At 40.5% G+C, this 14922-nt stretch carries 14 protein-coding genes and 2 pseudogenes; 3 read left to right on the forward strand and 13 right to left on the reverse strand.

Annotated elements, in window-relative coordinates:
• Together ABZA00_RS12030 and radA are read left to right on the forward strand one after the other, a co-directional pair.
• Positions 1 to 320: pseudogene (locus ABZA00_RS12030) on the forward strand (regulatory protein RecX); the annotation flags it as partial.
• A 12-nt stretch (positions 321 to 332) separates the two neighbouring features.
• On the forward strand, positions 333 to 1745 hold the full coding sequence (radA, locus tag ABZA00_RS12035) for a DNA repair protein RadA (protein ID WP_372882409.1): 1413 nt from the start codon (positions 333 to 335) through the stop codon (positions 1743 to 1745).
• 108 nt (positions 1746 to 1853) lie between these two features.
• Here radA and ABZA00_RS12040 read toward each other — a convergent pair whose 3' ends face one another.
• The 6 genes from ABZA00_RS12040 to ABZA00_RS12065 all read right to left on the reverse strand — a co-directional run bounded on the left by ABZA00_RS12040 (position 1854) and on the right by ABZA00_RS12065 (position 6538).
• The gene (locus tag ABZA00_RS12040; protein WP_372882410.1) at positions 1854 to 2132 is read right to left on the reverse strand and encodes a DUF4389 domain-containing protein; all 279 of its coding nucleotides are present in this window, start codon (positions 2130 to 2132) and stop codon (positions 1854 to 1856) included.
• An 88-nt stretch (positions 2133 to 2220) separates the two neighbouring features.
• Complete coding sequence (locus ABZA00_RS12045) at positions 2221 to 2982, reverse strand: RelA/SpoT domain-containing protein (protein WP_372882411.1); 762 nt, start codon at positions 2980 to 2982, stop codon at positions 2221 to 2223.
• Positions 2983 to 3244: 262 nt separating this feature from the next.
• Positions 3245 to 3679, reverse strand: a complete 435-nt coding sequence (trxC, locus tag ABZA00_RS12050) for a thioredoxin TrxC (protein WP_372882412.1) — start codon at positions 3677 to 3679, stop codon at positions 3245 to 3247.
• Between the two features lie 235 nt (positions 3680 to 3914).
• Positions 3915 to 4094, reverse strand: a complete 180-nt coding sequence (locus ABZA00_RS12055; protein WP_372882413.1) for a hypothetical protein — start codon at positions 4092 to 4094, stop codon at positions 3915 to 3917.
• A 444-nt stretch (positions 4095 to 4538) separates the two neighbouring features.
• A complete protein-coding gene (locus tag ABZA00_RS12060) occupies positions 4539 to 5849 on the reverse strand; it encodes a hypothetical protein (protein ID WP_372882414.1) in 1311 nt (436 codons plus the stop codon).
• Positions 5850 to 6157: 308 nt separating this feature from the next.
• Complete coding sequence (locus ABZA00_RS12065; protein ID WP_372882415.1) at positions 6158 to 6538, reverse strand: hypothetical protein; 381 nt, start codon at positions 6536 to 6538, stop codon at positions 6158 to 6160.
• A gap of 281 nt (positions 6539 to 6819) precedes the next feature.
• Here ABZA00_RS12065 and ABZA00_RS12070 point away from each other — a divergent pair, with 281 nt between their 5' ends.
• Positions 6820 to 7590 (forward strand): Crp/Fnr family transcriptional regulator, encoded by a 771-nt coding sequence (locus ABZA00_RS12070; RefSeq protein ID WP_372882416.1) that lies wholly within the window; start codon positions 6820 to 6822, stop codon positions 7588 to 7590.
• A gap of 152 nt (positions 7591 to 7742) precedes the next feature.
• Here the strand turns inward: ABZA00_RS12070 and ABZA00_RS12075 are convergent, their stop codons facing one another.
• From ABZA00_RS12075 to ABZA00_RS12105, 7 genes and pseudogenes are all read right to left on the reverse strand, one after another.
• Positions 7743 to 8039, reverse strand: a complete 297-nt coding sequence (locus ABZA00_RS12075; RefSeq protein ID WP_372882417.1) for a DUF503 domain-containing protein — start codon at positions 8037 to 8039, stop codon at positions 7743 to 7745.
• Between the two features lie 43 nt (positions 8040 to 8082).
• Complete coding sequence (locus ABZA00_RS12080) at positions 8083 to 9126, reverse strand: MJ1255/VC2487 family glycosyltransferase (protein ID WP_372882418.1); 1044 nt, start codon at positions 9124 to 9126, stop codon at positions 8083 to 8085.
• The gene (locus tag ABZA00_RS12085) at positions 9123 to 9641 is read right to left on the reverse strand and encodes a phosphatase PAP2 family protein (protein WP_372882419.1); all 519 of its coding nucleotides are present in this window, start codon (positions 9639 to 9641) and stop codon (positions 9123 to 9125) included. The genes ABZA00_RS12080 and ABZA00_RS12085 overlap by 4 nt, the downstream gene beginning before the upstream one ends.
• Before the next feature lie 429 nt (positions 9642 to 10070).
• On the reverse strand, positions 10071 to 10709 hold the full coding sequence (udk, locus tag ABZA00_RS12090) for a uridine kinase (protein WP_372882420.1): 639 nt from the start codon (positions 10707 to 10709) through the stop codon (positions 10071 to 10073).
• 226 nt (positions 10710 to 10935) lie between these two features.
• Entirely contained in the window at positions 10936 to 11388 is a 453-nt protein-coding gene (locus ABZA00_RS12095; protein ID WP_372882421.1) for a GAF domain-containing protein, read from the reverse strand.
• 418 nt (positions 11389 to 11806) lie between these two features.
• The gene (locus ABZA00_RS12100; protein WP_372882422.1) at positions 11807 to 12805 is read right to left on the reverse strand and encodes a transposase; all 999 of its coding nucleotides are present in this window, start codon (positions 12803 to 12805) and stop codon (positions 11807 to 11809) included.
• A 205-nt stretch (positions 12806 to 13010) separates the two neighbouring features.
• A pseudogene (locus ABZA00_RS12105) lies at positions 13011 to 14783 on the reverse strand (peptidase U32 family protein); the annotation flags it as partial.
• Positions 14784 to 14922: the final 139 nt, after the last annotated feature.

Raw genomic sequence — 14922 nt, forward strand, 5'->3', positions numbered from 1 at the left:
CCCTGCTCTCAGGAAAATACAGACAGCGAATTGGCAACCCGTATCTGAAACAAAAAGCGATGATTTACCTGCAGAATAAAGGGCATGAATTAGATGATATAAATAACGCCATCGATATTCACAATCGAGCCTACCCTGAGGATGATTTTGACTATTCGGGCGAAGCGATGCGGCTCTTATCGCGTAAATTTAAAAAATCAATAACCGAGCGAAAAGAGCATGATAAAGCGATGCGCCTGTTAATATCGCGGGGTTATACCTACACAAATACTTCAGATGCAATTAAAACCTTCAATGAACAATTTAATGAGCAGGACTAAAGAGTAAAAACGATGGCAAAAGCAAAAACAAAAATCGCATATGTCTGCAGCGAATGCGGTGCCGATTATCAAAAATGGCAGGGCCAATGCAATGAATGTAAAGCCTGGAATACCATTACCGAATTCCGCGAAGCCTCCAGTACCACTAAATCTGTTAATGCTGCGATTAACCGTAATAAAAATGCAGGTTATGCCGGAGTATTAAGCAATGGTGTACAGCGTATTTCAGGTGTTCAGGTTGAAAAAGCGGCTCGGATATCAACCGGATTATCAGAACTGGATCGCGTCCTGGGCGGCGGTATTACCCTTGGCTCGGTAGTGCTTATCAGCGGTGACCCGGGATCGGGTAAAACCACCCTGCTCACTAAAGTTGCAGAGGTGATGTCACATTCCATGTCGACCCTCTATGTCACCGCTGAAGAGAGTCTCAGTCAGTGGGCTAAACGTGGTATTGAACGTTTAAAACTCAACTTTAATGAGGATAATTTTTTATTATCGGATACCGACAGTATTGAAGATATAGTCGACCAGTGCCTGGAAAATAAGGTTCGTTTTCTCATTGCCGACTCTATTCAAGCCTTTGAGTCTAATGAAGCGGAAGGCGCCGCCGGCGGGGTCACCCAGGTAAAAACCTGCGCTAAAATTTTAAACAGATTATGCAAACAACACGGCATTACTCTGGTGCTGGTCGGGCAGGTAAATAAAAATTCGCAAATGGCCGGCCCGCAAACCCTGAAACACATTATTGATACTGCCATCCATATTGAAGTTAACGATGCCTCGGTGCGCATTTTACGCGCCGATAAAAACCGTTTTGGCGATACAGAGCAGGTCGGAATTTTTCAGATGACCGAAAAAGGGATGTTTTCAGTTGATAACCCAAGCCGTTTGTTTCTTTCCGGCAGTGATGAAAATTTTGAAGGCTCGGCTATCTCTGTTATTAAAGACGGGGCACGCAATCTGCTTATTGAAATTCAAGCCTTAGCCACGGAAGTAGAAGGTGAAAAATCTATCCGTAACTGTATCGGTGTTTCCTACAGCCGTTTATCATTAATTACCGCTGTATTAAAAAAACATGGCGGCATCCCCACCTATTACGATATCAATATCAGTTTGGTCGGCGGCCTGAAAATGTCCGATTCAGAAACATCAACCGATATGGCGGTGACCGCAGCATTGCTGAGTTCAATTAATTCCAGGCCATTACCCGAAGACTCGGTGTTTATCGGTGAATTAGCTCTGACCGGTGAGATACGGCAGATACCGCAAATCGTGCCGCGTGTACGTGAAGCCTTAAGTCATGGCAAAAAACATATCTACATTCCGGCAGTGGCTTATCATAAATCGATGCAGCAGTTCGTAAAAGCAGGACAGACAATTCACCCGCTGAAAAACGTGAAAGCGTTAATTGAAGCATTAAATTAATTTGCTGAATTGCAAAGGAGGGTGTTAACTCGCCTGGACAAAAGGTCTTTCGGGAAAAGCAGAAAGACCTTTTTTTATAATAGCGAGGCAGCCTCTACTTGCTGCGCCCTACTCTGCCGGCCAGTCGCTGACCGGAAAGGGGCGAATCTCACTGTTATAAGTCAGGTAGAGCATAATCTGATACTGATAAACACTCAGACTTTTACCAAACTTAAGCAGGTTAGTATTGATTTCTGAGGTAAATAAAACCACGATAAACTGACACGCAGCCACGATCACGGTGACGAATTTAGCCACTCCCATAAAAAAGATAAAAATGAGCATAAACAGGCCACGTAACCATACACTGCGATCCTTATAACTTTGATCTTTGTTTATATCACCCATAAGCGAAATCTTCTCCACATATTACCGCAAAAAAATAAATCCCAAAAAACAACTTGGCAACACAAATAGCGAATCAGTCAGGCTATGGTTACGCACTTAGATACTGCTGCCAGGCTTGCTGATATAGAAGCTTTGATTCCCTTCTCAGTTTATCGATAGCAGTAAGCTCTATTTCACTTAAGCCACGCCTTTCGCTGATCTGCAGGAGCTCTATTTGTTGAATCTGTTCATAGTTATTATGCTCTTCTCCATTTTTAATAAAAGAAAAAGCTTCCAAATGTAATTGTACTTCCGCAATAATACCGCTCTCGGGTAAACGCAATAGGAGACTTAAATCCCTGTAGCCAGAACAGTTAGGATTTGCAAAACGGTTTTTAATACGGACAAGTTGAGTTTGTTGTGCTAATAATTCAAAAGAGTTGATCAATGTGGGAACATCCTGCGCAACAATAGAGGTGCGCACAAGGTCGGTTATTTTTTCACTTCTGCCGGCATGTTTAAGTGTGATTTTACGCATAGCCCGCTGTTTGGATTTCAGTCCGGATGAGAAAGTATAAGCGTTAGTTTTAAGTGCGATTTGGTCGATAACTGTTTCCAGCTCCGATTGAGCCAGGATCGCTTTCTGATAAAGCAGATCAAAGTCATTATAGGGTTGTTTCAAGTAGCTGGATTGATATTCTTTGATACTGAAAAGACCGGCAAGGTTGTGAGGCTGAGAGTTTCTAGGGCCTGGCTGGCTAAGAGGTAATAATTTATTGTTATCAGGACGTTGATCTGATTTTACTGTCGAGGCATTGGCTTGGGATGAAATCGCCATAACAACAAAAAGGGTTTGGAATAACTTACTCATTAAATCTCTCTACCTAACATTAAAATCAAATAATTCTGACAGGAATGTTAGATATAAAGAGTTAAAATGTCACTTTCAAGTCAATAGCGGCAAAAGCGTGCTTAACACGCAACTCTTAACATAAAAGTGCGCGTCACTTCACAATTGAAAGTGTGCAGAATTTATTTCGCAGCGCTGCTGTCGGGGAGTGACAGATGATGTTCTGGATGGCTCCCCCCCCCCTCCGACAATCAGCTGAAAAAGTAAATCAAACACCACTGCATTATTTATTTAAAGCTTGTAGTAACCACTGTTTGAATTGTGGTTTAGATAATGCGCCGCTCAAGGTATCAATTAAGCGCCCTTTTTTGAATATCTTCAAAGTTGGAATGCTGCGTATCTGGTATTGTGCGCCAATCTGCTGCTGCGCCTCAGTGTCCACTTTTACAAAGCGCAATTTATCCTGCTCTTCCAGTGCAACTTGTTCAAAAACAGGTGCAAAACCAACACAAGGGCTACACCAGGGCGCCCAAAAATCAACAACAACAGGTTTTTCACTGTTTATTAATGCCTGTAAATTAGCGCTGCTGCCTTCTATTGGTTTACCTTCTAATAATGGTTTTTTACAGCTGCCGCAGGTCGCCGAGGCATCAATACGCTCAACGGGCAGACGATTCATCGCTTTACAATGGGGACAACGACTAATAATTGTACTCATCAATATAACTCCTTCTATTTATCAATATGTTAGATGATAGTATAAACATAATTGTTAAAAGTTGGGAATCTCAGATAGAGCCTCTATATAGCCGACTGCTTTAAATTACAAATTCACAGAGCAAAGATACCCACAAGAGGTTCTTTCCAAGTAAAACCTCAGGGGAATGGTTAAGGTATTGCAGGATGACGGGAAAGAGCCAGCACCTGCCTATACTAGGGCTGGCTTTGATAGGTTATTCGTGATGCTTGAAGTAAAACTTATGGTCTTTATCATCAATAACAATGTCCACATCCTCATCTTCTCCCTCCGTCTTTACTTGTGCTTTTTTACTCACTGTCGCGATTAACACTGCCAAATAAAGCTCCTCTAACGCCTGATCCCTTAATTGTAGGCTTTCTATAAAATCATACATAGTATTCTCCTTTTCTTACCCTACACCGTTAATTCTAGCTTATATCAGGAAGGTTGGTGGCTTTTAACCCTTATAGGGGGTGAGTTGCGGGTCATTTTTTTATCTTTTTAAATCCAACTGCTTTAAGCAGTTGGATTTAAAAAGTAATCGCAACAGAATTAATTGAGGACGAAAGAAAAATTAATACTAAAGTTTTAACCGCGGCGCGAGGTGCGCGCCTGGTGATCTAAGCAAATATCTTGCCACAAAGAGTAAATTGCCTTTCCGATCCTTTCGGGCAGCGTTCGCAGCTGTTTTATGCTGCGGGCTGCTAATGCAGAGCAACTGCACAGCCTCTGCCCGGTACAGACTGCGGCCTAAAAATCTCGAAAGATAAACAGGCACTGACAAGCTCTGATTTGCAGGAGGTGGTTGTTATCACGGTAAATTTCAGGTAATAAAACCTCAAGAGCGCATCTGTTTGCGGAAAAGCTGGATCATCTCATTACGCGTCTTTTGATGATCCAAATGAAAAATATCCATCGGGAAAAGCAGCTCAATAACCCCGGTATCAAACATACGTTTCACCTCATATTCATTATGCGCCACATCCTCCTGATACATATAGTTTAACCAGGTCTGATTTGTATGAATAATAAATTCGACACGCATGCCCCCTAAACGTGCAAAAAATTTCATCATGGAGGTTTTATCACTGGAGCCAATCGCGCGACTGCGATACTGAACATGTTCAAATAAGGTATCTGATATATCCTCGAGTACCATCAACGAATTTGCTTTAGAAGCACTGCGGGTAAGGTGCTGCTGGAAAGCTTTAACATCGCTAAACGAATCGAGCACCGCCATCAAGCCTAATTCATCGTCAACGGCGACGCCGGGGTTTTTTTCATTTTTTCTCAGTAACTTTAATACCTTAGCTTCAGGCGGTTTCTTGCGAATAGAAACATAAATAGGTATTTTTTTATTGCCTACTGTAAAGCTGCGACGTTTTAATAAGGTTAATTTTTCACCCGGAACCGGAGTGACTGATATTGTCTCCTGCGGCGTTAATACATTGACCTCGGTGCAGAAATAATCTTCCAGATTGTGTTGAGAATGAAGAAAAACCGGATCTAATTCACCAATTTTGAGATTGGGGCTCCACACATAACCATTTAAAAAAGCCAAAAAAGCAGAAAATTTATTTTCAACATCCGTCTCACGCTCGCGTTGATCGATGGTGCCGGCAAGCGTCATCAAGATCACCTTGCGACGTGCCTCAAAACGTGCTTTTTTGTGGTATGCATCGTTAAACATTATCAGCAGAAGCTCAACCGGGTTGTTGGTGACCACGATTTCATTGGTAGATTCAATATATGAAGTATAAGGTGAAAGAATTTTACTATTAAGGGAATGGATCACGGCATCAGCAGTGCGTGCATATTCATCCACTCTGCTCTTTATTTCATTAAGATTACCATCAATACCGAACATATTACCCAATAAACGCAGCGCACGCTGGCTTCGCTGTTCACGAAGCGTTGAGTCAGATACTAAGGATTTAATTTGCTCCATGTTCTCAACGCCTAAAAATTCAAACAGTTGACTGCGCAGCGCCCGATATTTAGTACGATTATTAGGATCCTGCTGCAAGCGTTTTACCCATAAACGAGTTTGGGATGAAAAACGCCCCGTAGTCAGCGCAACTCTGGTTACTGCAAAGGGCCCCTCCTGCTGGAGGGAAGTAAAGACACTATTTGGAGAAAGAACCGACATAAACACACCTGAAAAAGAATAACCCTGTAAGAAAACCTGCTAAATAATATAGATTAATAAACCATCCTGCTGTTACCACAATAAACGCAAGATGTTATCTATTATCAATGATAACAGATACTCCCGGGTATTCGGGAGTACCAACACGATTGTTATTAAAATAATATTTAAGATGTTTAGGGCCAGTATTTATTGTGCAGGGCTGAATTGCTTACAATTATCCCGAAAGGGAAAAAGAAAAAGCACCTGATTGAGTCCAAACCGGTGCTTTATTATTGGCTAACTGTTAACCTGATGAGTTAGGTTAATTATGATACCAATTGTCTATGCTTAAAATCAGACAAACGTGATAATGCGCATTTAATGACCATTTCGGGTACATGTTTACTGATCTCATCTAGACTGAACCGCTTAAATAATTCACTTAGAAAAATACAGACGCAATTTAACGGCGCATAAGCAAACAACTTCGGGTTATAAAAATAATCCATCCCCTCGGTTAAAAACCATCTCTGGTAGTCCTGATCCAGCAATATACCAGAGCCGACTATGGCCGATTTTAATTCGGATAATAACAACTCAAAATCAACACCGTCCGCCTCAAAACTATCATACAAACCAGCGACAGAATTAATTGCATATTGATCAGGTAAAATAGAAACATCATACATGTTTGATATATTTTTCATTACAAAAACCTCTACGTGAAAGCAAAAACAAGTGAATTTTTGAGACTGTGATTTAAGATGAAAAAATAATAACCAGTGTCAAAAAAAAACTCTGTTCTTTAAAGAACATAGATATACGATGTTCCGCTTAGATGAAACCAATGTGATTAATCTGATGATTCGATGCAGTAAAAATCAAATAAAAGAGCAGAAAACCCTTTTTAAATGAGTACGTTGAAAGTTGATAGGTAATATAGAATGCACTAAACTCATAGTGTAATTCATCTGATAGTGAACATATTATGAAAGAATTAAATATCGAAAAAGAGCGTTGGCCTTGCCCAATCAGCAATCACTCAAAAGAGCAATTAGCTCGTATTGCCCAGTCAGGGAACGGATGCACTAACCTGCTTAAAACTTCAGGTATTTGCTATATCAAAAAAGGGCTGGCAATATTATATTATGCCTCCGGGCAGATGAATAACACTTTGGGTTATGTAATTGGTAGCGGAGATTGGATTGGCGCGAGTACCCTTCTGAATAAGGAAGAGCTGTTTTTACTCTCGGCTGAACTTGAGCCTGTTGAATTCCTGTTTTTTTCAACTCAAAAAATTCTCCATCTGGCAGAAACTGAGCCTGAGATGTATAAGTTGTTATACTATTGCATGGTTCACATGCAGCCCGTTTATCTGCAGTCACAACTGACCTCACTGCATGATAAAGAAGTCCGCGTTGCCTATATGTTACTTTTTTTAGCGCAAAAAAAACAAACTATCAAGGGGGCCAAAATCATCATCACCATCACGCAGGAGCAGTTATGCCTGGCAACAGGTATATCCCGGCCACGCATTAATGAAGTATTGAAAAAATTCGAAAAACACCGTGAAATAGTGATTGAACGCGGAAAAATATATATTCTCGACATCGTTGCCTTAGGTCACCGGCTCGATTATGCAAATACTATGTTTTACGACCCGAGAACGAAAAAAACACCTCTTATTCCCTATTCTCATATAACGAAGCCTGCAGATAACGCAAAAAAGCACATTAATAGATCAATACAACAACATTGATTTCGATGCTACCAATCGCAGCGCTGATCTACCAACTATTTTCAATTACTTATCGGAAAATATCTGGAGTAAAGGCAGCTTATTAACCACCATGAATTGGCTAATAGCACCGGATTTTTTTACGTGTTATTTGTTAGAGTTAATCCAGATGATTATAACCACTCCTGTTCGATGTTCAAAATCGACAAATCAGCCGCTTCTTCGCACAGCGCTCGAATCTTAGTGGTATTCGCAAGCAGCAAGCGTTTGTCATTTCCCACCAGACAAACCGCCAGCACGCAGCGCTGCCATTTATCCAGATAACCTACTTCGGCAACTGATGCGTTAAAACGACTGCGGATACGCTCTTTGAGTCCGCGTACTTGTTGGCGTTTATCTTTAAGAGATTGGGCATGGGGAACCAGCAATTCAATATACATAAGAGTTACAAAGCAAGTTTGTTCAATCATGGTATCCCCTTTAGCCAGCTTTTGCGGAAAGATATACCTCCCATCAACTATATTTAAATATAGCTCTTTTCCACAACTCTTTGCTCAGCTCGCAGGTTTCTCCCCACTTTTTAGCCAGAATTAAATCCACAAGATCTTTTGCTACATCCGGGATGGGTTGAGGTTGATGATGAATATCATCATCTAACATCTCTAACCACCTTGCGATGATCTCTTCATCTAAAGATTGCATTACATCTGCCAGTTGCAACTGCTTAAGTACTAGCGCGTTCGACTGCTGCTCCATTTGCCCACGAATTGGTTTCGTCAGTATTGGCTTACCCAAGTGTAAACATTCACTGATTAACTCAAATCCAGCATTACAAATTACCCCCCGGGTGTGGGTTAAATTTTCTTTAAAGCCCTGATAACTGGTCTTTTGCCACAAAACGTTTCCATGTTGTGCTTCAGTTAACTGCGGTGCGTAAAGCATAAAATGGTAATCACTAAAGCTATTTAATAATTCCGTTACCTGTAACTGATCTTCAAAAGGTAAATACACTGTAATAAAATTCTGCGTGGCTCCCGCGGCCAAATTAATGTCGATAATCGGTGGCAATACGTTTTCCTGATAAGGATGCCAGTGCAAACCGATACCATGCTGCACAGGTGCAAAGTTTCTTAACACCCATTTTGCCAGCCAGCCCTCTGCGGCGAGCGGTGTATTCGGTCCAAAAGCGTATTGATGACCTAATCCGATAACAGGCTTATTCCTTAATTTAGCCGCCCAGGCGGTGATTGGCTCAAAATCAGTAATGATTAAATCATAGTGGCTGAGATCCAGTGAAAAAACATCTTTAATAAAATGCCATATATTATTTTTCAGTGCCGTCTTTAGATAATCAATTTTACCGCCTTCACTGATAAAGGTGAGTCCTTCCCGAACCAAAAAATCAGCAAAAACGTCCATTTCGTAATATTGATTTTTTTCACGGCCGGAAAATAAATAAGTGACTCTGGCACCGCTTTCGGCAAAATATTTAGCCATGACTCTGCTGCGCGCCACATGTCCGTTTCCGGTGCCCTGAATGCCATAAAGTATGTTCATAACACCACCATTATATAAACTAAAATTGTACCGAACAGTGCGCCAGCAACAATATCCGTTGGGAAATGCACGCCCAATATGACTCTGGATATTGCCACCAGTCCAGCCCATATATAAAGGGGCAAAGCGATAACACCCAAGTGAAATGTAAAAAGTCCGGCTAATGTGAATGCCGCCATAGCATGGCCTGAGGGAAAACTAAATTGATCTGATGCCTGCACTATACTTCGGAAATATGGAACCACTTGTGGTGGGCGGCGTCTGCGTAGGGTATGTTTCAAACAGAAATAGAGTAGCCGCTCGAGTATAAAAGTTGTCATTGCCAACAGGAAAAAACACGCCTGAGCTTTGCTGCTTATCAGGTAATAAAGAGCAGGCAGCAATAATTGTATATAGCCATCACCACTCTTTGAGATGATCAGCACTATGCTGACAAAATTGTATGAAGAAATGCTTTTTCTACACCACAATAACAGCCTGAGATCGTATTGATAAAGATTATTATATATCGTCATAATTGCTTCAGATCGCCCTAATAAAAATTATTATGTATCGTCATAACAAACACATTAAAGCTTAATTATGACAATGCAGTGACAAACTTTCTGCTAATGGGCAAAACCAATAATCAAGAAAGTGACATCAAACGCTTCAAGTGAAAGCTTGCGAAAAACTAAGTCGGCTAGGTAACAGCTTGCCCACGTGGAGCGAGAGGCATGAGAAGTCGAGTCAGCAGTGAATTGTTTATGAATACTCTGTGTGGGGATAAGAAAGAAGGATGAATCTTACTGTTTAAAATCAATAATAACTGACGATTTTAAGATACTAGAAGCTGCATCTCGAAGTCCTTTGATTATAAATTCCAGAACGGGGCGGATATGGTGAATGGGTGAATAAATAGCTTACAATGGTTCGGGCAAATAAATCCTTTTATGCCCGATAATTTATTTGTTTAACAGGTACTTAATTCTGGTCTTGAGAATATCTTTGGCAATACGGTTTTTTCCGCCACGCGGCACAATAATATCAGCGTGTTGTTTGGAAGGCTCAATAAACTGTAAAAACATCGGCCGAACCGTTTTAGTGTATTGTGATAATACCGACTCCATGCTTCTGCCCCGCTCAGACATATCCCGCACTAAACGGCGCATAAAACAGATATCCAGCGGTGTGTCGATAAAAATACTTGCATCTATCTGCTCACGTAAGGCTGAATCTGTGAGTAATAAAATACCTTCCAAAATAATCACTTTTTTAGGTGTCATAGTCACAGATTGTTGTGTACGGGTATGCTCGGTATAACTGTAAACGGGGATATTAACAGCAGCATTATTTTTTAGCATCTGCAGATGAGAACACAATAATTCATGCTCAAAGGCTTTGGGATGGTCATAATTAGTTAACTGACGCACCTCTAACTCAAGATGACTCTGATCCCGGTAATAGGAGTCCTCGGAAATAATACCAATTTGATCAGTGCCTATCTCATCACAGAGCTCTTGATAAATAGTGTTTGCAATTAAACTTTTACCCGATGCAGAAGCACCCGCGATTGCAATAACAACACAATGTTTTGTATCCAACTTTTGAAAACCTCAGAAAATAAATAAAATAACAAATAAAACTGTTATTTTATAGCAGTCACGCAACAACACCAGCGAAGATTAAGTTATCTTGCAAATTACCTTTTATTAAACCCGTTGTAGCAATAAAGTTGCTCTAAAGTGTCTAAAATAAGTTGTGTTATAGCCCGACCACTTCTGGATGCACTTTCCTCCATCTTAAAGTGGTCGGGATAAATAGCATTAACTACAGATGCTGCTGTATTTTTTCCACCAGATAAGCCAGACCATCCTGGTCTTCCTGGGTAAAGCGGTTTGTAATCGGACTGTCGATATCTAATACTAAAGCCGGCGTTCCCTGAATACTGACAGGCAGTACAATCTCAGACTGGCTGTTGGCGTCACAGGCAATATGACCAGCAAACTGATGTACATCTGCTACTCTCTGTATTGTATTACTGGAAAAGGCTTTGCCGCACACACCACGATCTAAAGGGATACGGATACAGGCCGGTAGCCCCTGGAAAGGCCCCAACACTAACTGGTTATCCTTCAATAAATAAAATCCGACCCAATTAATATTGTCCAGATTCATGTTAAGCAATGCGCTGAGGTTAGCAAGGTTTGCGATTAAATCGCTTTCGCCTTCAATTAGTGCAACGGCTTGTTGAGTTAATAATTTATATTCTTGAAATGTCATTTTTTTTCGTTATCAGGTTAGGGTTAAACATATTTCAATCAAACCGGTAACTTCCACAAAAGATGTCAACCGGCTTGATAGAGGTTATACCAATTCCGTTAATTCGATGATCTATTTAGGCGCAGGAAAAATGGATGAAAGCAAGGCATTGATTGCAGTAACTAGTTGTTCTAATTACAAAATCAATAACAAAGACTAAAACGAAATGCTGGACAGCCATAAACTTCAACTCCCAAAAAAGAAAGAAATTACATTACAAAAGATCAGCAAAGTTAATAACTGGTGACTATAGTTGCTTGGTGGGTATGCTCTGTAAAGTTGAATTGGCCTTTAATAAAACAGCTATTCTTAAATGTCGGCTAAGTCAAATCATTAGCAATGGCTAATAGTTTTTTCAATATAAAAAAGGTTCAGAAAATTAATGCATTTTTCGTCGTAACTCGTTTTTACTGGCAATCCAGCGCTTACCAGTATGCTCGGCAAATAACGCTAATTCCTCTAAAGAACCCACAGCTCCTTGATAGTCTTTACCAAAATCACTTACAAGTGATAACCAACTTTCCCTGTCTAATCCAAGTGAATCAAGTAATTCCGGGTGCTGACCAGCAATAATTCCACGTTTATCCTCTCGTAAGATTCGACCACTCCAATCAACTAATTCAATATAATCAAGAAGTGAAAATGGGATCCCCTGTATACTCATTTGCTGATCATCCCCTACAAAATCCAATAAACGCTTTTTCTTAAAATAATATCCGGCACTATTTTCATTTTTAAATGCAACGCCATGAATGCGTTCATAAGCAGAGGTATATTCTGAGGTTTCAACACCACTTGTCATTTTTGCGCGGACAGGGTTAAGGTCAACATAGGCCATGCAGGTTAATAATGCATCTTCATCCAACAGTGCTTGAGATTTAAAACGCCCTTCCCAGAATCGTCCGGAGCATACGTCTTCTTTATTAGCGTTACGTGCAATAAACTCATTTAAACAACGCATAAACCAGGAGATATCCGCTAAACGGTCTCGCCATTTCTTAATAATTGCAAGTGCGGCAACGTTTTCTTCCTCGCAGGTAGTTTGTTGATGCTGCCAGCGTTCAATTAGTACGGGCAGCGAATATAATGACCCCCATTGCTGGCAAACTTGTTCATTAGTAAGCTGTTGGTTCTCCTGCTCATCAATGTGCAATACCAAGTGATAATGATTAGACATGATGGCATAAGCACAAATATTCATACTGAAAACAGAAGCAAGGTAATGCATTCTTTCAACTACCCACTGCCGACGGTGCTCAAATGATTGACCTGTATATTTATCTTCTCCACACAGGTAAGCACGACGAACACAGCGGGATATGCAATGGTAATAAGGGGTATCTGAAAGCGATATTTGGGATTGTCGAGACTGAGTCATAGCAAACTACCTCCAGGAATGTAACACCGCATAACTAAAAGGTATGTTGATTATAGATATTGGTCAAAGTTTATGGGTGTCCAATATTTGTATGTGGTCAAAGTTTATGGGTGTCCAATATTTGTATCCCAATATTTGTATCCAATATTTGTTTATTTGTTAAAAATTTTTTCTGTACCATTCTTTATCTCTGGAATAAAGTTAATCACAATCCACGAATATACTGGGCATTAGTAGAGTTGCCCAGTATCTGCGCGAGCTGAAATTTAGTATCCTTACTGCCGGCGAGCAGATTCTCAAAATGTTTAATCAAAACAGCTTTATCCAGTTCAGCTTGTAAACCGGCGCCGATATTGCTTAAATCAATAAAAAAACCATCGAATAGATCAGATAAATCTGTCACAGCATCAACATTTAAAAACGGCTGCTCATTATAAATACAGGGGTAACCACCCTTTTGTTTATCAACGGCAAAAGAGATTCCGTTGAGATTGGTAATGGTGGTCGCTTTTTCACACCTGATCATACAACTCTCGTCAATACTGACTTTATTACAACCCACGGTTTGCTGGAAGAAACAGGCTCTGCTGGTCATCATCACAATCGGATGATAAATGCTGTATAACAACTTAAAGTTTTCAGGACGCCTGATATTTTTAATCTGTTCACGGTTAATTTCATTAGAAATAAACGCACCGGCGCAATTAAGCCCTTTCTGCAGTGTTAACAGAGCATAAGAGTTGGTGGTATTTAAAAACGGTCCGGCTATCCAGTCAATATTCAGCTCAGCTGCCTGGTATGCTATACCGCTGTTATTGGTCACAATACAACGTGGTTTTACCTGTTGTAAAATCTTTACCGCCTGCAGATAATCTTTACCAATTAATACCGCAGGGAACCATGGTATCAGTCTGGGATTTTGTAAAAACAGTTCAATAAACTCAGCACAGTTCTTTTTAAAGCTTTCAGGCAATTTAAAATAAATATCCGCATCGGTAACATCACAAAGATGCAAATCTTTCTTATCACTGATTAAGACAGATAATCCGGGCAAATGTTGTTTTTTGGCATGCAGCTTAGGTACAGCCAGTGTGACAGGCGGGAGAGGTTCGCTTGAATCATTTAATAAAAAAGCCACTTTATTTTTAAGTATTGTGAGCTCTTTAAAAGGAAGGCTCAAGCCGCTATCGAGATCGTCAAAAATAAGAGGCAGCAGATCATACCCGCTGTTTTTAAAGCTTTTAAAACGCTTTTCAATAGCAGCCGGGTCGATAGCGAAATTATCAGCAGCTGTTAATAACACCTCTGAGTTAACAGTAAAACATCTCTCACCTTCTTTGACGGTCATGGTTAACGGCTCATCAGAACTGCCGGAAAAAGTCATTGTAAGCTGCGTTTTAGCTACACTCAAATGTTTTGTCCGGTCAGCAACCAGCGCTGTAATGGCATTTTTTTCCTGAGCAAGATTTTGCTGTACCTGCTCTATCTGCATGACCGAGATAGCGTTATGTTTTTCATTCGCATATTTAAAACTATTATCACGCGGATTATCAATAAACATCTGTTTAGTGAGTTGACCTGTTAAAAACGCGTTGCTGAAATCACGATTGAAGACTTTATAAAGGCTTGCATCATCGCCTGATATTTTACCGCTGGCGATAAATTGATCGATCTGCCTGCGCCAGGTATCAACGATAGTATAAACATAGGGAGCGCCTTTAATCCGGCCTTCAACTTTCAAAGAATCAACCCCTGCAGCAACTAATTCGGGTAAATCAAAATAGGCGGAATTATCTTTTAAATTGAGCGGGAATTTATTACCCGTTGCGGTGATCTGATATTCATCACGACAGGCCTGACTGCAGCGGCCGCGATTACCGGAATTACCTAAACTTACCGAGCTTGAATAACATAAACCGGAGAAGGAGATACATAAAGCGCCATGTACAAAGACTTCCGTAAGAATACCTTGCTGATGCCCCCTGTGTCAGACTAGTTGTCACCCTTTAGTTTTCACTTAATAATAAAAACAGGGAGCGGTAATTTAGGTTGGAATGACTCGATATTCACCAGAAAGAAAAGAAGCTGTTTTACGTAAAGTGTTACCACCTCAATCA

This window comes from Psychromonas sp. (assembly GCF_041586535.1).
GTDB lineage: Bacteria > Pseudomonadota > Gammaproteobacteria > Enterobacterales > Psychromonadaceae > Psychromonas.